The organism is Aequorivita sp. IT1183 (assembly GCF_058068265.1).
The window spans coordinates 168518-189176 of record NZ_JBYRHS010000005.1 but is presented as its reverse complement, the minus strand read 5'-3'; the positions used below and the strand labels follow the sequence as shown (position 1 = coordinate 189176).

At 37.3% G+C, this 20659-nt stretch carries 17 protein-coding genes; 7 read left to right on the top strand and 10 right to left on the bottom strand.

Annotated features, from left to right (window positions below; genetic code table 11):
* Complete coding sequence (locus AC3RVF_RS11455; RefSeq protein ID WP_489693420.1) at positions 1–1686, top strand: pyruvate dehydrogenase complex dihydrolipoamide acetyltransferase; 1686 nt, start codon at positions 1–3, stop codon at positions 1684–1686.
* A 54-nt stretch (positions 1687–1740) separates the two neighbouring features.
* On the top strand, positions 1741–2421 hold the full coding sequence (locus tag AC3RVF_RS11450) for an SDR family NAD(P)-dependent oxidoreductase (protein WP_489693419.1): 681 nt from the start codon (positions 1741–1743) through the stop codon (positions 2419–2421).
* Here the strand turns inward: AC3RVF_RS11450 and AC3RVF_RS11445 are convergent.
* Both AC3RVF_RS11445 and AC3RVF_RS11440 read right to left on the bottom strand, forming a co-directional pair.
* Positions 2411–3565: a PepSY-associated TM helix domain-containing protein gene (locus AC3RVF_RS11445; RefSeq protein WP_489693418.1), complete on the bottom strand. Its 1155-nt coding sequence runs from the start codon at positions 3563–3565 to the stop codon at positions 2411–2413. The two genes, AC3RVF_RS11450 and AC3RVF_RS11445, sit on opposite strands and share 11 nt — an antisense overlap.
* Positions 3566–3662: 97 nt before the next feature.
* The gene (locus AC3RVF_RS11440) at positions 3663–6044 is read right to left on the bottom strand and encodes a TonB-dependent siderophore receptor (protein ID WP_489693417.1); all 2382 of its coding nucleotides are present in this window, start codon (positions 6042–6044) and stop codon (positions 3663–3665) included.
* Positions 6045–6286: 242 nt separating this feature from the next.
* Here AC3RVF_RS11440 and AC3RVF_RS11435 point away from each other — a divergent pair, with 242 nt between their 5' ends.
* The 3 genes from AC3RVF_RS11435 (at position 6287) to AC3RVF_RS11425 (ending at position 9536) form a co-directional block, all read left to right on the top strand.
* Entirely contained in the window at positions 6287–6886 is a 600-nt protein-coding gene (locus AC3RVF_RS11435; protein WP_489692131.1) for a SprT-like domain-containing protein, read from the top strand.
* A 134-nt stretch (positions 6887–7020) separates the two neighbouring features.
* The gene (locus tag AC3RVF_RS11430; RefSeq protein ID WP_489692130.1) at positions 7021–8100 is read left to right on the top strand and encodes a mannose-1-phosphate guanylyltransferase; all 1080 of its coding nucleotides are present in this window, start codon (positions 7021–7023) and stop codon (positions 8098–8100) included.
* Positions 8100–9536 (top strand): DUF389 domain-containing protein, encoded by a 1437-nt coding sequence (locus AC3RVF_RS11425; RefSeq protein WP_489692129.1) that lies wholly within the window; start codon positions 8100–8102, stop codon positions 9534–9536. Before AC3RVF_RS11430 ends, AC3RVF_RS11425 begins: the two co-directional genes overlap by 1 nt.
* A 6-nt stretch (positions 9537–9542) precedes the next feature.
* On the opposite strand, the gene AC3RVF_RS11420 is transcribed toward AC3RVF_RS11425, so the two are convergent.
* From AC3RVF_RS11420 to AC3RVF_RS11405, 4 genes are all read right to left on the bottom strand, one after another.
* A complete protein-coding gene (locus AC3RVF_RS11420) occupies positions 9543–10307 on the bottom strand; it encodes an ABC transporter ATP-binding protein (protein ID WP_489692128.1) in 765 nt (254 codons plus the stop codon).
* A complete protein-coding gene (locus AC3RVF_RS11415) occupies positions 10304–11044 on the bottom strand; it encodes an MlaE family ABC transporter permease (protein WP_489692127.1) in 741 nt (246 codons plus the stop codon). Before AC3RVF_RS11415 ends, AC3RVF_RS11420 begins: the two co-directional genes overlap by 4 nt.
* 68 nt (positions 11045–11112) lie before the next feature.
* A complete protein-coding gene (locus AC3RVF_RS11410) occupies positions 11113–12219 on the bottom strand; it encodes an alkaline phosphatase (protein WP_489692126.1) in 1107 nt (368 codons plus the stop codon).
* 169 nt (positions 12220–12388) lie between these two features.
* On the bottom strand, positions 12389–13252 hold the full coding sequence (locus AC3RVF_RS11405) for a glycosyltransferase family 2 protein (RefSeq protein ID WP_489692125.1): 864 nt from the start codon (positions 13250–13252) through the stop codon (positions 12389–12391).
* Positions 13253–13305: 53 nt separating this feature from the next.
* On the opposite strand from AC3RVF_RS11405, the gene AC3RVF_RS11400 reads away from it, so the two are divergent.
* Positions 13306–14862, top strand: coding sequence for a T9SS type A sorting domain-containing protein (locus AC3RVF_RS11400; protein ID WP_489692124.1), 1557 nt, complete (start codon positions 13306–13308; stop codon positions 14860–14862).
* Here the strand turns inward: AC3RVF_RS11400 and AC3RVF_RS11395 are convergent, their stop codons facing one another.
* The 3 genes from AC3RVF_RS11395 to gcvP all read right to left on the bottom strand — a co-directional run bounded on the left by AC3RVF_RS11395 (position 14863) and on the right by gcvP (position 19455).
* Positions 14863–15384: a class I SAM-dependent methyltransferase gene (locus tag AC3RVF_RS11395; protein ID WP_489692123.1), complete on the bottom strand. Its 522-nt coding sequence runs from the start codon at positions 15382–15384 to the stop codon at positions 14863–14865.
* Between the two features lie 42 nt (positions 15385–15426).
* Complete coding sequence (locus AC3RVF_RS11390; protein WP_489692122.1) at positions 15427–16485, bottom strand: 3-oxoacyl-ACP synthase III family protein; 1059 nt, start codon at positions 16483–16485, stop codon at positions 15427–15429.
* Positions 16486–16605: 120 nt separating this feature from the next.
* Positions 16606–19455, bottom strand: a complete 2850-nt coding sequence (gcvP, locus tag AC3RVF_RS11385; RefSeq protein ID WP_489692121.1) for an aminomethyl-transferring glycine dehydrogenase — start codon at positions 19453–19455, stop codon at positions 16606–16608.
* Between the two features lie 131 nt (positions 19456–19586).
* Between gcvP and AC3RVF_RS11380 the strand changes: the two genes are divergently transcribed.
* Complete coding sequence (locus tag AC3RVF_RS11380; protein WP_489693416.1) at positions 19587–20405, top strand: UbiA prenyltransferase family protein; 819 nt, start codon at positions 19587–19589, stop codon at positions 20403–20405.
* On the opposite strand, the gene AC3RVF_RS11375 is transcribed toward AC3RVF_RS11380, so the two are convergent.
* Entirely contained in the window at positions 20402–20656 is a 255-nt protein-coding gene (locus AC3RVF_RS11375; RefSeq protein WP_489692119.1) for a hypothetical protein, read from the bottom strand. The genes AC3RVF_RS11380 and AC3RVF_RS11375 overlap by 4 nt on opposite strands.
* Positions 20657–20659 lie beyond the last annotated feature (3 nt).

Sequence of the window (20659 nt, the reverse complement as noted above, 5' to 3'; positions counted from 1 at the left end):
ATGGCAGAAGTAATAAACATGCCGCGTTTGAGCGACACCATGGAAGAAGGAACGGTAGCAAGCTGGCTTAAAAAAGTGGGCGATACTGTGAAGGAAGGCGATATTCTAGCCGAAATTGAAACTGATAAAGCCACAATGGAGTTCGAATCTTTTCATGAAGGAACGCTGCTTTATATAGGAATTAGTGAAGGCGAAACCGCAGCTGTTGATAAACTTTTGGCGATTATTGGAGAGAAAGACGAGGATATATCAGATTTAATCGGTGGCAAATCTTCAGATAAAAAGGAGGATAAAACTGAAGCTAAGGATGATGACAATGAGGAAGCTTCCGAAGATGATTCGGAAGAGAAATCTGATAGTTCTTCTAATTCAGATGAGGGGTCATCGAGCGATGCCGAGTTGCCCGATGGTGTTGAAATTATAACGATGCCACGTTTAAGCGATACAATGACTGAGGGAACAGTCGCATCTTGGCTTAAAAAAGAAGGCGATAAAGTAGAAGAAGGCGATATTCTTGCCGAAATCGAAACCGATAAAGCAACTATGGAATTTGAATCATTCTATACCGGAACGCTTTTAAAAATAGGCATAGGCGAAGGCGAATCTGCTCTCGTTGATGCAGTACTTGCAATTATTGGCCCTAAAGGAACTGATGTGTCTGGAATAGTTGAAAACTTAAAAAAGGGCGGAAAATCTTCAGATAAAAAAGAAACCGCTGCCGCTAAATCTGCGGCTGACAAAAAAGAATCTAGCGCTAAAGCTACGGAGGATAAGGGCTCTGCTCCAACGAAAACTACGGAGAGCAAAGGCAATTCATCATCTTCACAAACTACAAATGAAGGTCGCATTTTCGTTTCGCCTTTGGCTAAAAAATTGGCTGAAGAGAAAGGAATCAATTTACGCCAAGTGCGCGGAAGTGGAGAAAACGGCCGCATTGTAAAAAGCGATATTGAAAATTACCAACCTGCTGCAGGTGGTGGGCAAGCTTACACTCCAGTAGGAACTGAAAGCTTTGAGGAAGTGAAAAATTCTCAAATGCGAAAAACTATTGCCAAACGTTTGGCGGAATCTAAATTCACCGCGCCAGAATATTATTTAACGGTTGAGTTAGATATGGATTACGCAATTGCCGCTCGCGAAGCAATAAATGCCGACCCAGATGTTAAAATATCTTTCAACGATATGGTTATAAAAGCCTGTGCAATGGCATTGCGTAAACATCCGCAAGTAAATAGCCAATGGGCGCCAGAAGCTACAAGAATAGCGAAGCATATTCATATTGGTGTTGCTGTTGCTGTGGACGAAGGTTTGCTGGTTCCTGTACTTAAATTTGCAGACCAAATGACATTTTCTCAAATTGGCGGGCAAGTAAAAGAACTTGCCGGAAAAGCGCGTAATAAAAAAATAACTCCGCAGGAAATGGAGGGTAGTACGTTTACAGTTTCCAACCTTGGAATGTTTGGTATTACAGAATTTACTTCAATAATAAATCAGCCTAACTCTGCAATCTTATCTGTTGGTACAATCGTTCAAAAACCGGTTGTAAAAAATGGGCAGATTGCAGTTGGCAATACAATGATGGTAACTTTAGCTTGCGACCACCGAACAGTGGACGGAGCAACAGGTGCTAAATTCCTTCAAACATTAAGACAGTATATCGAGAATCCTGTGACGATGTTTGTATAACCTATTTCTTCGGTAGGCGCGCGATTAATCGTGCGCCTACCAAATTTTAAAAACATGAAAAACGTTATAATTACAGGCACTTCCCGTGGTATCGGTTTCGAAATGGTAAAGCTATTTTCGGAAGCCGGACACAATGTTTTAGCACTTTCGCGAAATTCAAAGCCGATTTCAGATTTAAAACTGAAAAACGTAACAGCACTGGAATTTGACATTGCAGATGAATCTGAAATAATTAAACTTAGTTCGTATCTTCAAAAAGCAATGCAGTCTGTTGACGTTTTAATAAATAACGCTGGATATTTAGTAAATAAACCTTTTGCCGAAATTACTTCCGAAGAATTTAAAAGTAGCTATGACGTAAATGTTTTTGGCCCTGCATCATTAATAAGAACTACGCTTCCATTTATGAAAAAAGATGGACACGTCGTGAACATTAGCAGTATGGGCGGTATTCAAGGCAGTGTAAAATTCCCCGGACTTAGCGCGTATAGCAGCAGCAAAGGTGCAATCATAACTTTAACCGAATTATTAGCCGAAGAATTTAAAGAAACGGGTCCATCATTCAACGTTTTGGCTTTAGGATCTGTGCAAACTGAAATGCTTGCGGAAGCCTTCCCAGGATTTAATGCACCACTTTCAGCCACTGAAATGGCAAAATACATTCTCGATTTTTCCCTTACGGGGAATAAGTTTTACAACGGAAAAATACTGCAAATTTCAAGTACTACACCTTAATTTTTCTTTGTTTTTTCGGTTTTTTCTTCAATTTATTTAGCCAAATAATCACTCCAGTTATAGGTAGACTTGTTGCGATTAAGCAGGAAATAAAATAAATGGTTTTTGAAAACCAGCCGAAAATGGTTCCCATATGTATGGCTTTTATGGAACTCGCAATTTGAACATTCAATGGTTTTTCTGAAAAAATTTCTTTTGAAATCACAGTACCGTCTCGATCAATTTTTAACTCGTCTGTTGCAGTTTGGAAAAAATCTTGATCGTGGTATTTTCTAACGCTAAATATTTCTGTTTCAGCTTTTGGTATTTGTAATACAGTGGTGCCTTTAAATTGTAATTCTTGTTGGGTGATGTTTAATATTTCGGCAAAATCTACAATCGTTTTATCTGGCGCAACATAAGATTCTATTTTTTGTCCGCCACTGCGACCGGCAAAAACTTCTGTGCCTAGCACGGCACTTCCCGCATCTTTATACCATTCAAAAGACCAAAACAAACCTGTAAGCGACATTATAATTAAAAATATAGCGGTATAAAATCCTAGCGTAACGTGTAGGTCGTGGTTAAGACGTTTCCATTTTGCGCGCCACGCAACTTTTAATCCAGGTTTTAGATGTTTCCATTTCAGTTTTTTTAATTTTTTCTTCGGAAACCATAGCACAATTCCGGTGATGGAAAGTATTAAAAAGATTATAGTTGCCACGCCAACGATGGGTCTTCCAATAGAAATATCTAATAATAACCAACGGTGCATTTTAAACATCGTCATAAAAAAGCCGTCGAGCACATTGGGAGCTTTTTTTGTATAAGTTCCCTGGTATTGATCCATAAAAAAGGTTGTGCCGCGCCTATCTTCTTTACTCGTTTTTACCGAAAATTCGTATGGCTTTGAGGTTTCAGGACTTATCGTTAAACGCATTACTTCGCCTTCAGCAGCTAATTTATTTGTTAAATCTTCTATTGGAAGAAGCTGCGCTGTTGGAGTAACGCTTATTTCTTCGGCAAAAATATTTTTTATCTCTTCTTCAAAAGTAAGAACCGTTCCTGTTAGACAGATTATTAGCAGTATGATGCCACTGCCTATTCCAAGCCAAAGGTGCACGTCGTTTATAAATTTCCGAAGGGTGTATTTTTTATTTTTCATAATTTATTTTTAATAAAACCTTAGGTTGCCAGGAGTTTCTATTACAACTAAAAGGCACAACCTAGGTCGTGCCTTTTTCAACTAACAACTCAAACAATCAAAAATTATAGCGTAGCACTCCAGCAAAGTTTCGTGGATCGGTTTGGTTTATATAGCTAGTTCTATATGTGTTGTAACCTATTTTATCGAACACATTATTCAGTAAAAATTGAACGCTCCAATTTTGATTGAATTTATATTCCGCTTGCAAATTCACCAAAGTATAGGCTTCTACATCAAACGGTTCTTGGCCTGGTACAATTCCTTCGTGTGTTACTGGTCCTGAAGACCAATCGTTAATTGGACGCTCTCCAGTATAATATGCACCCGCTCCAACTGAAAGTCCTTCCAAGGCATTATTTCTGAAAGAATAATTGGCGTATGCGTTAAATGTATGCTTTGGCGTATTTAAGGGGGCCGAACCGTATACGTAGGAGGTGTGTTCTTTGTATTGCGCATCGATATATGCGTAGCCCCCAATTAATTCTAGGTTTTCTAACGGACGTCCGGTAAGTTCTACTTCTATTCCTTGACGCTGGTCGTTACCACCTTGGGCATAGTAGAGAATATTTGTCCAAGTTTCGTCATAAACAGGAAGGTTTATGTTTTCATTATTTATTTTATAAAGCGTTAAATTGAATCGTAAACGGTCGTTGAGCCAAGTAGTTTTAAAACCAGTTTCCAATTGATCGTAGCGCTCATTGCCTAATTCTTCGCCATTTTGACCTAAACGGGAAGCTGAACGCGGGTAGGAACTGTTAGTGTACGAAACAAAAATATTTATATTTTTAATTGGTGAAACGATTATACCTCCCAACGGATTAAAGGCGTCGCTGCGCGTATTTTCGACATCTGCAATTGTTTCAGTTGAACTGTAACGCGCTCCCAAAAATGTTTTAAGCCAACCATTCCACGAAATAACATCCTGCGCCACAAAGCCCAAAGAATTTGTTTTTCCACCGTTTAAACTAGCTTCACCAAGTGTTACGTTTGGTAAGCGGTGTTCAATATTTTGAAATACATTTATAGTATCCAAAACACCAGCAGATTGGCTGGTAGTGCTATAATCTGATGAACGGTAATCGAATCCAACTTGGAAGGTGTGTTTAATCGAGCCTGTATAAACATCATCTCCAATTAAATCAAACTGTAGTACGCTATTGTTATCGTCACGCGTAGAAGTTGAATAACTGCGCTGGCGTACATTGTATAATGGAACATCGTTTTCAACAATAGTTTTACTTAGTCCTGCGCCTTTATCATTTAACTTTAAAGAAGAACTGTAGAAGGCACCTTTTAAAGTTAATTTATCGCTTAATTCGTGATCCATTCTAATGGCATAAGTGGTGTTTTGCGTTATGGAACGGTCATTCTCGAACCCTAAAAACTGCGAATGGGGAAGATCGTAAATTGCGTTTACATCATTTTCTGCCAAGTTTACCGTTCCCAAATCTGGGGTTCGGCTGTCGTAATAATGATCTAATTCGAGGGTTACTTTTGTCTTTTCATTTATTTTCCATTCAAAAGAAGGATTAAAGTAGAAACTTTCTTTTCCCACGAAATCTCTAAAACTATCGGCTCTTTCTAAAGCGCCGTTTATACGGAAAGCAATATTTTTTTCTTTATTCAGTGGGCCATAAACATCGAAAGTTGGTCTTACTTGTCCGAAGCTCCCACCGCGAATACTCACACTTCCGCCGGTAGTGTATTTGGGTGTTTTTGTAACAATATTTATAATTCCACCCGGGCTTCCTAAATCTGTTGCAACCCCTTGGGTTATTGAAGCCGTTCCTTTTAAAACTTGAATATTATCTACGCCTTGCATATCGGTTAGAATACCCACACCGCGAAAATCTGAATGTATTCTCACCCCATTTTTCAGAATAGGAATCCCTCTAAACCCTCGTGACGACATACTTTCACGTTTGTTTCCGTAAGTTGCAAAAGTGTAAACCCCGGGAACATTTTTAGTAGCTTCTGAAATGCTTAAGGCGCCTTGATCTTCAATTAATTTTTCAGAAAGTACAGAGATACTTTGAATTTGCTCATAGGTTTTTAACGGTAGGCGAGTAAGCGTTTCAATCTTATCTGGACGGTCGTTGCGGTTTCCGAAAACTTCAACTTGGTCCAGTTCATTGTCTAAACTAAGTTGAAATCGAAGTCCGCTTAAGGTAGTTTCATTCGGATTAATTATGATAGTGGCAGGTTTAAAACCTACGGCACTCGCCGTTAATTGCCACTGCCCATGAGGGATGTTGTAAATTGTAAAAGTTCCGTTTTCGTCTGCGGCTCCGCCTTTTTTAAGTTCGGAAATGTAAACACTTGCAAAAGGCACTGGATTATTGTCTATATCGTTTACTGTTCCAGTTATCTGAGCTACTTCTTGTGCAAAAGTTATTTGAACACAAAAGATGAAAAGTAGTGTTGGTATAAATTTCATTTTATATCTATTTTTATTTGGATTGATTTTAAATAAGGTGCAAATCTATTATGATTTTGTTAATTTTCAAAGACTATTTAGAATTGATTTAAATAAAAAATTATAAATGATTGAAATAAAAAGGAGTAGGTGGAGTTTATTTTTGAATTGCTTATATTTTCTTTACTAAATCCACCTGCTTTTAATGTATACTCGGTATTTTTGAGCAGCAAAAAGAGGACGGTAACCCTCATTTCAGATATATGACGCAAATTCTTGAAAAATATATTCCACAGGCTTCGGTGACCTCGGCTTTTGACTTGATAAAAACTCATAATGTTCATCTAAAAATTGTAAATGAGCGTGTTACTCGACACGGCGACTACCGAAAAATGGCCAATGGGCAGCATCAAATTACCGTAAATGCATCGTTGAATAAATACCGATTTTTAATTACACTAGTTCACGAAATAGCGCATTTGGAAGCTTTCACAAAATATGGGCACACTATAAAACCGCACGGGTTGGAATGGAAGCGTACTTTTCAGTTATTAATGCTGCCGTATTTACGGCCAGAAGTTTTTCCAAATCAATTATTGCCTTTGTTGGCACGGCATTTTAAAAACCCGAAAGCTTCTAGTGACACAGACGCAGCATTGGCGCTTGCACTAAAGCAGTTTGACCCCGAGAACGATAAAAATTATATCTTTGAGATTCCTCATGGCGCGCATTTTAGATTGTACAATGGTAAAATCTTTAAACGCGGGAACCAGCGAGTGAAACGGTTTGAATGTGTAGAGGTTTCTACAGGTAGAATCTATCTTTTTAATCCGAATGCAGAAGTGGAATTCTTAAGTCAATAAGTAGATGAGTCGATGAGTTTATTAGTTGAAAGATTTGTAAAAATCGGACTAAAGACAAACGGTACTTAAGTAAAACAGGACGCAGGAAACTGCGATAAATTAATTAAAAGATACCTGCCTACGCAGGCATTCCTATGAACAAAAATTATTACGCAGTAATTATGGCCGGTGGAATTGGTTCTCGATTCTGGCCAATGAGCACCCAAGAATTTCCAAAGCAATTTCACGATATGTTGGGGACGGGGCAGACGTTGCTACAAAAAACGTTTTCACGGCTCAACAAAATTATTCCTTCAGAAAACATTCACATTCTTACTAACGACAAGTATCTGGATATTACGTTGGAACAACTTCCCGAAATTTCAGTCAAACAAGTGGTTTTAGAACCTGCGATGCGAAATACTGCGCCTTGTATTCTGCTTTCTGCATTAAAAATTAAAAAGGAAAATCCCAACGCATTAATGTTAGTGGCGCCCAGCGATCATTGGATTGAAGATGAAGACGCTTTTGCGAATGATATTCAAGCTTGTTTTGATGCTGCCCAACGTGAAGATATTTTGCTAACCTTAGGCATTGAGCCAACTTTTCCAAATACTGGTTACGGATATATTGAAAGTGATAAAAACGCGGCTTCCGAAATAAAACCGGTGAAGCAATTCCGCGAAAAACCTGATTATAACACTGCCAAAGAGTTTTTAGCTGCAGGCAATTTTCTTTGGAATGCTGGTATTTTCATTTGGAGCGTAAAGAGCATTGTTGCTTCTTTTGAAAATCATTTGGCTGAAATGAATTCTTTATTTTCAAAAGGGATGACTTCCTTAAATACTTCCGAAGAAAATAAATGGATTGAAAATAACTATCCCGAAGCAGAGAATATTTCGATTGATTATGGAATTTTGGAGAAGGCGAAAAATGTTTTCGTAAAAAAAGCGACTTTCGATTGGAACGATTTAGGCACTTGGGGTGCGCTTTACGATAGATTAGAAAAAGTTGAAGATCAAAATGCAGTTGTAAATGCTGAAACTCTTTTAAAGAATTCAAGCAATAATATGATTTTTACCGATTCGAAAAAACTTGTTGTTTTAGACGGCATTGAAGACTATATTGTAGTGGATAAAGAAGACGTTCTTTTGTTGTTTCCGAAGAAAAAGGAGCAGGAAATTAAGGAACTTCTGAAGGAGGTTTCAACAAAATTCGGCAAAAAATATTTGTAATGGCTACAACGGAAAATAATAAGGATATTAAAATAACTCCGAATGATGAGGAATTTGAAGCTGTAAAACTAAATACGTGGCAGAGCATCAAAAAATTCCTAATAGAGCTTTTTGATATTAGATCAGATTCAGACCGAGATGCTACTATTGAAGCTGTAAAGAAAGATATTTCTTTTAAGGGGCATACGGCGTGGATTCTTATTTTTTCAATCTTTGTGGCATCTATTGGACTTAATGTAAGTAGTGCAGCTGTGGTTATTGGAGCGATGCTTATCTCGCCATTAATGGGGCCAATCGTGGGTATTGGACTTTCCGTAGCAATTAATGATGTAGACACATTAAAACGCTCGCTTATTAATCTGGGAGTGATGGTGTTTTTAAGTGTTCTTACTGCTTTTCTATACTTTAAACTTTCACCTTTAACCGAAGAAACCCCGGAGCTTCTGGCCAGAACCTATCCTACTATTTTGGATGTGCTTATTGCAATTTTTGGTGGTTTGGGATTAATTGTCGCAAAAACAAAAAGTGGAACCATTGCTAGTGTAATATTCGGTGTGGCTATTGCTACCGCCTTAATGCCGCCACTTTGTACCGTGGGCTACGGTTTGGCTGTCGGTAATGCTTCGTATGCTGGAGGGGCTCTTTATTTGTTTTCTATCAACGCGGTATTTATTGCGCTTTCCACATTTATAGTTTCAAAAATATTACGATTTCCATTAGTGCGTTACGCCAATAGCAAGCGTAGAAGACGAACCGCACAAGTAGCATCGTTGATTGCTATTGCTGTAATGGTGCCTAGTGTTTGGTTGTTTCTTAAATTATTAGATCAGCAGGTTTTCGAAAATAAAACGAAAGATTTCGTAAAGAATGTAATTAATTATGAAGGTGCCGAAGTAGTAAAATTTACGCAAGATTATAAGTCGAAAAATATTGATGTGTATTTAATCGGACTTCCGGTGCCACAGAATAAAATTAATGATTGGTTGAAAGAATTGGAAGCAACCGAAAATTTAGAAGGAACTCAGTTGCGTATTTATCAGGGTGCCGATCAAAGTGGAGAAATGGCAGCGAAGCTTTCTGGTGAAATAAAAGCTGGAATTTTGGAAGATTTATATGTGAAGAATGAGCAAATTATTCAAAATAAGGATGAAAAAATTCGGTTTTTGGAAAACGAAGTAGCAAATTTAAAGGTTCAAAATGTACCTTTTAAACAGTTAAGCGAAGAGATTAAAATTAACTACGACAATATTGAAACTTTTAGCTATTCAAATAAAATAACCACGAATTTTAAAACTACAGATACGCTTCCTGTAATTAATGTGCGGTGGAAAAAGAACGTGCCTTCTAAGGAACGAAAAGCAGATTTAAAAAAGATTGAAGCTTGGTTGAAATATAAAATGAAGCTCGATACGCTTCAGGTTTCAGAATATCCTTAATACAGATTAGCCCTGTTTTAACTGTACTAAACGTATCTTTTTAAAGAGGTCTGAAGAATACACAAAACTGGTTACATCTTCGTTATCGGTTTTAAAAATCTCGTCGTTATCGCCTTGCCACACAAGTTTGCCTTGTTTCAGTAAAACCACTTTCTCACCAATTTCCATTACAGAGTTCATATCGTGTGTAACCACGACGGTTGTAATATCGTATTCGTGCGTAATTTCTTGAATAAGTGTATCTATTAATGTAGCCGTTTTAGGATCGAGACCAGAATTAGGTTCATCACAAAAAAGGAATTTTGGTTTATTCACAATTGCACGTGCAATAGAAACTCGCTTCTGCATTCCCCCAGATATTTCTGCCGGAAATTTTTTATTTACATTTTCAAGGTTAACGCGTTTTAGAACTTCGTTCACCCTATCCAGCATATCAGACTTTTTCTGTTTTGTGAACATACGCAACGGAAACATTACATTCTCTTCAATATTCATAGAATCGAATAGTGCGCCACCCTGAAAAAGCATTCCTATTTCTTCACGTAGCTTGCGTTGCTGCTCGTCATCCATATCTTGAATGGCATCCTCGTCGTAATAAATACGACCTTGCTCGGGCTTAAAAAGGCCTATTAGACATTTAAGCAAAACAGTTTTTCCACTACCACTCTGGCCTATAATGAGGTTGGTTTTTCCTTTATCAAATTCCGTGGTTATTCCTTTCAGAATTTCTTCATCCCCAAAACTTTTATGTACGTTTTCTACTTTTATCATGAGCTTAAAAGGAGTTGGGTTATTATATAGTTAGATGCAATAATTAGAACACTTGTCCACACGAATGAATTGGTGCTTGCCTTACCCACTTCTAATGCGCCACCTTTCATATTAAAGCCTTGCCAAGAAGGTACGGTTGCAAGAATAAATGCAAATACAAAGGTCTTAAAAAAGGCGTAAAATAGTTGATACGGTATAAAATCTTGCTGAACGCCTTCAATAAATGCAGCAGAGCTTGTAAAACCTCCATAAACACCAGCCACCCAACCGCCAAAAACACCGAGAAACATGGAAAGAATGATAACAAAGGGGTAAAACATTAAAGCTACTATTTTTGGGAAAACTAGGTAGTTTAGACTATTAATTCCCATTACTTCCAGCGCGTCAATTTGTTCTGTAACTCGCATAGAGCCTATGCTGGAGGTAATAAATGAACCAACTTTTCCGGCCATAATTATGGAAATGAAAGTAGGAGCAAATTCTAAAATAACAGACTGTCGTGTTGCAAAACCAATCAAACTATCTGGAATGATAGGATTATCCATGTTTAAAGCTGTCTGAATTGCCACAACCCCGCCTACAAAAAAGGAAATAAAGGCAACAATCCCTAAGGAACTAATGATAAGATCATTGATTTCCTTAAAAATAAGGTGCTTTAAAACAGATGTTTTAGTGAAACCACTAAACACCTTTTTAAGCATCAAAAAATAAGATCCAATATCTTGTATATATTTCATATAACCGCTAGCTATGGCTAAAATACTAAAATTAGAGCACTGATAATTGAAAAAGCTTTTTTTGGCTTTTATTTATCAAAAAGGCGCATCATTTTGTAATACACTTCAATGCTCTCAAAAATTCCATTGAATACGGAAGCGCCCGGACCCTCAGCAAAAACGGGCACCATCGTTCCTGAATGACCAGTGGTAGAAAAGGAAGGTTTTATTTTGTTGTAATCACTACCATCAGATGCCAGCGTGAAACCGCCAGTTTCATGGTCTGCGGTTACAATTACAAGTGTTTCTCCATTTTCTTTAGCGAAGTCCAAAGCAACGCCTAAGGTTTTGTCAAAATCCAATAATTCTTGGATTAAATAATCGGCATCGTTGTTATGTCCGCCCCAATCTATCTGGCTTCCTTCTACCATTAAGAAAAAACCATTTTCGTTTTTGGAGAGTTTTTCCAAAGCTAATTTTGTTGCCATTGGAAGAAAATCGCCACGGCCTTCACTCATTTTCGGCATTGCATCTTCAGCAAGTAAAATAAGTTCGTTTTTCTCGCTTGGCGTTTTTGGAAGTTGGTCTGTAATAACTTCATAACCGTTAGCTCGCATTGTAGCTAATAAGTCTTTTCCGTCTTTTCTGTTGTTGAAGTATTTTAACCCACCGCCAGCGAAAAAATTAACGCCAGAATTTGGCGCGAATTCGGTGATTTCCTCATACATTCTTCGGCTTTTTACGTGCGAATAAAAACTTGCCGGCGTGGCGTGCTGAATGGAAGAAGTTGAAATTATCCCCGTAGCAAAGCCTCGTTTTGATAGTTGTTCAACAATTGTTGGTACTTGTATTGTGTCTTTGTCAACTCCAATTGCTCCGTTAAACGTTTTAATGCCAGTTGAAAAAACAGTGGCTCCAGCTGCAGAATCTGTAACCAAAGCGCTGGCAGAAGATGTTTTGCTTAGTCCGATAGTACTAAAACGCTCAAAATTTGGTTTACCATCTTTGTAGTAAATAGCTGTAGAAACTTGGCTCAATCCCATGCCATCTCCAATTAAAAGTATGATGTTTTTAGGTTTTTTTACTTCCGAAGAAATTGTAGTAACCGTATTGTCTTTTACTTGAACAGAAACACAAGAAGTTGAAAGTAGCGCAAAAGAAAGGAGAATTGAGAGGATAGAAAGTTTGAATTTCATTGATAAAATTTTGCGAGCAAAAATAACGAATTAAACTGCGATTAAATGTTAAGGAGATGTTGTTGTAACTAAAAGTTTCAGGTTTCAAGATTGAAAATTGCGGACTTAATTTTCCTTCGTGAATCTCAGTGCTTTGTGCAATAACCCCACGAATCTAAGGCTGAAAAAATTATGATTGAATACCGAATTTCTTTCGAATATTTCTCCAGCGCAGTTTTCTAATAAACTCGCCTTCTTTTTCTGAAACAATAAAACCCCTATTTCCTTTGTCTTTTTTAGCTTTTTGATACCCTTTCATATAATCTACAAAAAACTGAAAACTATTTTTTTTGGCAGCGAGTTTTGCTGAAGCGATAAAAGTGAGCCAAAACCCGTAGCGCATTTTATAAAATGCTTCGCCTTGTTTGTATTTGGAGGCTTTTGTGTAAACCTTGCCCGTAGGTTTTAGATGTTTTACGTGAAGTGAAGTATCAGTTTTTACATCCCAGCCGTGATATTTAGCGAGAAGCTCGTCTACGGTATCCCAACCAATTGATTTTTTGAGACCGCCAATTTCTTCAAAACATTGTTTCCGGTATAATTTTATTGGGCCACGGACTTTTGTTTTTTCTGAGATGGCTTCAAACTCCCAGCCGTTCTCTCTTTCAATATAAAGGTTGCCGCCGGCAATGCCTACTTTATCATCGGAAGTGAATAAAGCTAACACTTTTTCAAAATAATCTACCGGTAAAATAAGATCTGCATCAAATTTGCCAATGAGGTCAAAATTGGCGTCAAGAGTTTCAAAACCTTTGTAGAAAGCGTTGACTACTTTACCTCCGGGTTCGTGAAGCGCTTCAGAATTAAGAAAAACGCTTTCAATAAAAGAATATTTTTCTGAAAATTGATTAATGACATTTTGAGTACCATCCATTGAAGCGTCGTTTACCACGATTACTTTATTTGGAAGAAGAGTTTGCTCAACAATGGACTGGAGTAATGTTCCAATAAATGCTTCTTCATTATGGGCAGGTATGATAATATAAATCTTCATTTAGTAAAAATATTATATATTTATTGATATTGTATAAATTTAAAATTTCTGTTATGCACAAAATATTATTTTTTTTGGCGCTTATCCTGTTTAATTCAATCAACGCACAGGTTTATGATGTTGTTATTTATGAAAAAATTGGATTCGAAATTGGAGGTTTTACGGGTAGTTTAGATATAGAGGATTGGTTTGGGTATTCTGTTGAAGGAATTGGTGATTTAAATGGTGACGGAATCAATGATGTGGCTATATCTGCGATTAAGGATGATGATGGCGGATTTAATCATGGAGCTGTTTATATTCTTTTCCTAAATATTGAAGGTTCTGTAAATACTTATCAAAAAATTAGTGGTGTAGAAGGTGGTTTTGAGGGGCAGTTAGATGAATGGGATATTTTCGGAACCTCTATATCATATTTAGGAGATATAAATAATGATGGATTAATAGAAATAGGTGTCGGTGCAGAATATGATGGAGATGGGGGTTATTGGCATGGAGCTGCTTGGATTCTATCCTTAAATAATGATGGAACTGTAAATTCTCACGTTAAAATTAGTGATACTGAAGGTGGATTTAACGCGCCACTAGGTGATGAGGATGTGTTTGGGACGGATATTGAAGCTATTGGAGATTTAGATGGCGATGGAATTCAGGATATCGCGGTTTCGGCTAGAAGAGATCCTGACGGTGGGTCGGATAGGGGTGCAGTTTATATCCTCTTTCTTAATGCTAATTTAACGGTAAAAAATTATCAAAAAATAAGTGATACGCAAGGTGGTTTAAATGGCGCCTTAGAAGAGGGTGATTATTTTGGGGGATCAATTGCGAATATTGGAGACATTAATGGCGATGGAATTATTGATTTGGCCGTGGGTGCTTATCGTGATAATGACGGAGGCTATAGTAGAGGTGCGGTTTATATCTTGTTTATGAATACAGACGGCACGGTCAATAACTTGCAAAAAATTAGCGATACTGATGGAGATTTTGATACTGAATTCAATGACGAAATGTTTTTTGGAAAGTCAATTGATTTGATGGGAGATTTAAATGGTGATGAACTGACTGAAATAGTCGTTGGCGCAAGAGGTTATCGTGAGAACGGGGCGCTTAATTTTGGAGCTTTTTATATTCTTAATCTGAATTTTGACGGTACTGTAAATAGCTATGTGAAGTATACGGAAGGGCTTCAGCATTTTGATGGTGATATTGAGGAAGGAGATTCATTTGGTTTTAGCGTAAGTAATGTTGGGAGGCTTTCAGAACAAAGCAGCATAGCTGTGGGTGCCTATTCTGATAATGAAGGAGGTTCTGAAAAGGGAAGCGCTTGGATTTTACAGCTTGGAGCTATTCTGTCTATTGAAGAAATAGATAATAAATTAAACAACTTTTTTCTTTACCCTAATCCATTTAAAAACTCCTTTAGTCTTAACAGTTTAGCTGATGTTACCCATATTCAAATATTTGATATAAACGGAAGATTGGTTGTTACTTATGATAATTTGAGTAATAACCTTTTTAATGTCTCTTATCTGCCAATTGGTAATTATGTGGTAAGAATTTCTTTAGAAAACGGAAATTCAAAAAGTTTTAAACTAATAAAACAATAGTTACAATTTCTCAGCGTAAACCAAATAATATCTGGGTGTAAATCTGCGTAGAATTGGGCGAATTCCTAATTTGTTTACGGGATTGGTGAATTTTTCACTTTTCACAATTCGCCAGCCAGCTTTTTCGAGCAACCAATCAAATTGCCAATCTTCAAATTCGTGATAGTGGCGATCCCACTTATCTGTTTTACTTCTGTAGGCATTAGTAAACCACAGTTTTAGCGGAATAGAAGCGACCAATTTTTTTGCTTCAATATCCTTCAAAACATTGAAAGGAGAAACTAAATGTTCAAAAATTTCAAAGGCAGTTACTACTTCGTAATCATTTGTTTTAACAACTTCGGTTTCAAGATCAAGATCTTGTCCTTTAGTATTTGTAACGTTAAAACCTTCTTTTAAAAGTATTTCAGAAAACGGATTAGTAACCCCTAAATCCAAGATTTTTTCATCTTTGGAAATAACGTCGTTCAGAAAATTTAGGGTGTGATTGTATCGCTTCTTCGGAAATCTATCTTCGTACATTTTCTTTAATTCAGAATTCAGAATTCATAATTCTGGATTATTTCAAACTTTATAAACGATGGCATTAATATTCATTCCTGCGCCTACACTTGCAAAAATAACAACGTCGCCTTTTTGGATTGAATGGCCTTTTAACTCGCCGTTTAATACCAGATCGTAAAGAGTTGGTACCGTAGCTACACTGCTATTACCAAGTTTATTTATGCTCATAGGCATAATTTTATCGGGTGCAGTTTTACCGTATAGTTTATAAAAACGGTTTACGATAGCCTCGTCCATTTTTTCGTTGGCTTGGTGGATAAAGATTTTTTTCACTTCATCTATTCCCAAACCACTTTTTTCAAGGCATGTTTTCATTGCATCGGGCACGTGGCTTAGAGCGAATTCATAAATCTTACGGCCATACATTTTTATGTATCGGCGATTGTCTTTTTTCTCTAGATTGTTGCTTTCGCCAAAATATATAAAATGAGCTTCGTCAAACGCATAAGTTGCGCTTACGTGAGAAAGAATACCTCCTTCTTCTTCGGAAGCTTCAACAATCGCAGCACCTGCACCGTCGCTATATATCATAGAATCACGATCGTGTGGATCTACCACGCGAGAAAGTGCTTCGGCGCCAATTACCAAGCATCTTTTAGCGATACCTGATTTTATAAAGGCGTTGGCTTGTATCATGCTTTCTATCCAACCAGGACATCCAAAAAGCATGTCGTAACCTACACAACTTGGGTTTTTAATTTGAAGTTTATGTTTTACACGAGTTGCAATGCTGGGTACCGTATCGCTCTGTACAGAACCGTGTTTTACATCGCCATAGTTGTGAGCAACTATTATATAATCTAATTCTTCTTTGTTGACACCTGCACTTTTGATTGCATTTTCTGCTGCAAAAGCTGCAATGTCTGAAGTATTTAGATTATTAGGTAGGTACCTACGTTCGGCTATACCCGTTATAGCTTTGAACTTTTCAATGATAGTTTCATTTTCTTGACCAAAGCGAGTGCCGTCATCATTGTAAAAATGATGCTTCCCGAAATGTTCATTCTTCGCAATTTCGCTCGGAATATAACTTCCTATGCCTGTTATCTTGACATTCATATTGTTGAAAAGTTTGGTTAAAAGTACGGAAAATTCGGTAATCAGTGTTCAGTGTTCAGAAATCAGTACTTAATTGTGCTTTATACTGACTTCTGAATACTGTGTTTTGAACACTTATTTTTAAGCTTCCATATATGCTTCAATCGGTGCGCAAGTGCAAACTAAATTTCTATCACCAAAAGCGTCATCTACGCGACGTATGGTTGGCCAAAATTTATTTTCAGTAACATATTCCAGCGGAAATGCTGCGTCTTGTCTGCTATACGGAAATTTCCAATCATCTGTTGTAAGCATTTGCAAAGTGTGAGGCGAATTCTTCAAAACGTTGTTTGGTTCGTCTTTATCTGCAGCTTCAATTTCTTTTCTAATGGAAATCATTGCGTCACAAAATTGATCTAAAGCCATTTTGCTTTCGCTTTCTGTAGGCTCAATCATCAAAGTTCCAGCGATAGGGAAAGAAACCGTTGGGGAGTGAAAACCATAATCCATTAAACGTTTTGCAATGTCTGTAACTTCAATTCCTTTTGCTTTAAACGGGCGGCAATCCACAATCATTTCGTGAGCAGCACGACCGCGTTCTCCAGCATAAAGAACTTCATAATGACCGTTAAGTCTTTCTTTAATATAGTTGGCATTTAATATTGCGTGTTGCGTAGCTTTCTTTAAACCATTTACACCAAGCATGCAGATATATGCATAGCTAATCAAGCAAACCAATGAGCTTCCATAAGGCGCTGCAGAAATTGCTGAAATAGCTTTTTCTCCTCCAGTTTTTATTACTGGGTTTGAAGGTAAAAAAGGAACTAACTGCTCTGCAACACAAATAGGGCCTACACCTGGACCACCACCACCGTGAGGTATGGCAAATGTTTTGTGAAGGTTTAAGTGGCATACGTCTGCTCCAATAGCGCCAGGATGTGTTAATCCAACCTGTGCGTTCATGTTTGCACCATCCATATAAACTTGTCCGCCGTTTTCGTGAATAATACTTGTTATTTCGCGAATTGCAGACTCATATACCCCGTGAGTTGAAGGATAGGTAACCATCAAACAGGCAAGGTTGTCTTTGTGTTTTATCGCTTTTTCGCGAAGATCGTCAACATCAATATTGCCTTCCTCGTTGGCTTTTGTAACTACCACTTTCATTCCGGCCATTACAGCACTTGCAGGGTTTGTTCCGTGAGCTGAAGATGGAATCAAGCAAATTTTTCTATGATTGTCACCGCGAGATTCGTGATAAGCGCGAATAACCATCAAACCAGCAAATTCACCTTGTGCACCACTATTTGGTTGCAAAGAGGTGCCAGCGAAACCTGTAATTTCAGTAAGTTGTTTTTCTAGTTTCTTTAAAACTATTTGGTATCCTTCAGCTTGTTCTATTGGAACGAATGGGTGCATATTTCCCCACATCGGGTCGCTTAAAGGAAGCATTTCTGCAGCAGCATTCAATTTCATAGTACAAGAACCTAAAGAAATCATAGAGTGGTTCAATGAAAGATCTTTGCGCTCCAGTTTTTTGATGTAGCGCATCATATCGGTTTCACTATGGTACTTATTGAAAACCTCCTGTTGTAAAAATTCTGTTTTACGAGCAATTTCTTCTGGAATTTTATTGCCAGTTTCTAACTCAGTAATTTTTTGAAAATCTCCTTTATTAGCTTCTGAAAAGATTGCGACTATTTTATTGAGATCTTTTATAGTAGTAGTTTCATTTATAGAAATTGAAACTGTTTCGTCATCTGGATAGTAGAAGTTTACTTCCTTGGCTTCAGCCAAAAACTTAATTTTGGTAGCATCTGTTTTTATGGCGATAGTATCAAAATAGGTATCGTTTATTTGCTCGAAACCTAATTTTTCCAAAGCATTTGCAAGAGTTAAGGCTCCTGTATGTACTTTGTTTGCAATATATTTTAGGCCTTCTGGCCCGTGATAAACAGCGTACATTCCAGCCATAACAGCCAACAAAACCTGTGCAGTACAAATGTTTGAAGTTGCTTTATCGCGCTTTATGTGTTGCTCACGAGTTTGAAGCGCCATACGTAACGCTCTATTTCCGTCAGTATCCTTGGTTATACCAATGATTCTTCCTGGAATACTTCTTTTATATTCATCTTTTGTGGCGAAGAAAGCCGCGTGCGGACCTCCATAACCTAAAGGAATACCAAAACGTTGGGTGGTTCCTACAACTACATCTACACCAAAATGACCTGGAGACTCAAGCATTACAAGGCTCAAAATATCTGCAGCAACGGCAACTTTAATTTGGTTGTCGTTCGCTTTTTCAATGAAGCTTTTATAGTTATAAACTTTTCCGGTCTTACTTGGATATTGAAGTAAAGCACCGAAAAATCCTTCTGAAAAGTCAAAATCTTCGTGATTGCCAATTACCAATTCAATATCTAAAGGCTCCGCACGAGTGTGCAATAAAGAAAGGGTTTGAGGAAGTATTTCTTCAGAAACGAAGAATTTTAAAGCATTGTTCTTTTTCTTTTCCTTGTCGCGTACGTTTAGCAGCAACGCCATTGCTTCCGCAGCTGCAGTAGATTCGTCTAAAAGGGAAGCATTTGCAAGTTCCATTCCAGTTAAATCGCTAATTACGGTTTGGAAATTTAATAAAGCTTCTAGCCTTCCTTGCGCAATTTCTGCCTGATACGGGGTGTAAGCCGTGTACCATCCTGGGTTTTCAAGAACGTTTCTTTGAATTACGGGAGGTGTATTGGATTGGTGATAGCCCAAACCAATATATGTTTTAAAAATTTTATTTTTTGTAGAGAGCTCGGTGATGTGCTCTAAATACTCTTGTTCGCTCATCGCCGTGTCCAAGTTTAATGCTTTTTTCAGCAAAATATCATCTGGAACGGTTTCGAAAATAAGTTGATCTAGCGAGCTTACACCAATGGTTGAAAGCATTTCGGGAAGATCATTTTCCCGGGGTCCTATATGTCTTAAAGCAAAAGAATCTGTATTCATTAAAGTGCGATTGAAATTTAGCTGGCAAAATTACAATTTTTAACGTGAAATAGCTTCTTTTTTAAAGGTTTGAAATCTATATTTATCAACTAATTAGTGAGGTTGCTAACACATTGCTTAATTTTAATATTATGAAATTTCTAAAGGGTGTTTTTGCATTTTACATAAACAGCAGTATACACGTTGCCTTGGCTGTTGTATCGCTTCTAATAATAACTGTTTTAGAATTTCAATTGAAATTTTCAAGCCACTTAATTGGCTTTGTTTTTTTGGCTTCTTTAACTGGATATAATTTTGTGAAATACGCCAAGGTAGCTGGCTTGCACCACCGAACTTTGACAAATTCCTTAAAAACAATTCAGGTATTTTCCGCAGTGTGTTTTGTTTTGCTAGTGTACTTTGCGTATCAGCTTCCCATAAAAGTATTGCTGATAACGGTTTGTTTTGGAATGGCGACCTTCTTATACGCTGTTCCGTTTGTAAGAAGTAAAAACCTTAGAAATTTTTCGGGTTTAAAAATTTTCATTGTGGCTTTTGTCTGGGCGGGTGTGACCGTAATTTTGCCCTTTGTAGCATCCGAAGTGCCAATTTCGGCAGATGTGTTTTTAACTTTTATGCAGCGAATTCTAATAGTAGTGGCGCTTATTTTACCTTTTGAAATACGCGATGTACCTTATGATGGGTTAAACCTTAAAACCTTGCCGCAGCAGTTTGGCGTGAGAAACACAAAATTATTGGGACAATTTATTTTGCTTTTCTGCCTAGTTTTCGAATTTTTTAAGGCGTATTCAGAAGTGGCTTACCTTATAAGTCTTCTAATTTTTTGCGTGATTTTAGGATGGTTATTGGTAATATCAAAAACGATGCAGAATCGTTATTTCGCCTCTTTTTGGATAGAGGGATTACCTATATTGTGGTTGGTTATTTTTCTACTTTTTGAGCAATTTTAAGAGTGTTGCTCCTTAATTATTTTCTCTTTTATTTGTGTTTTTAAAAGCTGTTTGCTTTCTGGGCAAAGCGTCTTTAAATTCGCCGATTGTATTGTATCGGTGAGTTTTTTATTATTCTTTGAATAGCCACGGCATCTTTTACATATAAAAATATGCATCATTAGCATTAGTTTAGCAATTGGCCCAGCTTCATTATACTGAGATTTATCGCACACTTCTGCGGCTTCGTTACATTTTAAAAAAAACTTCATTTG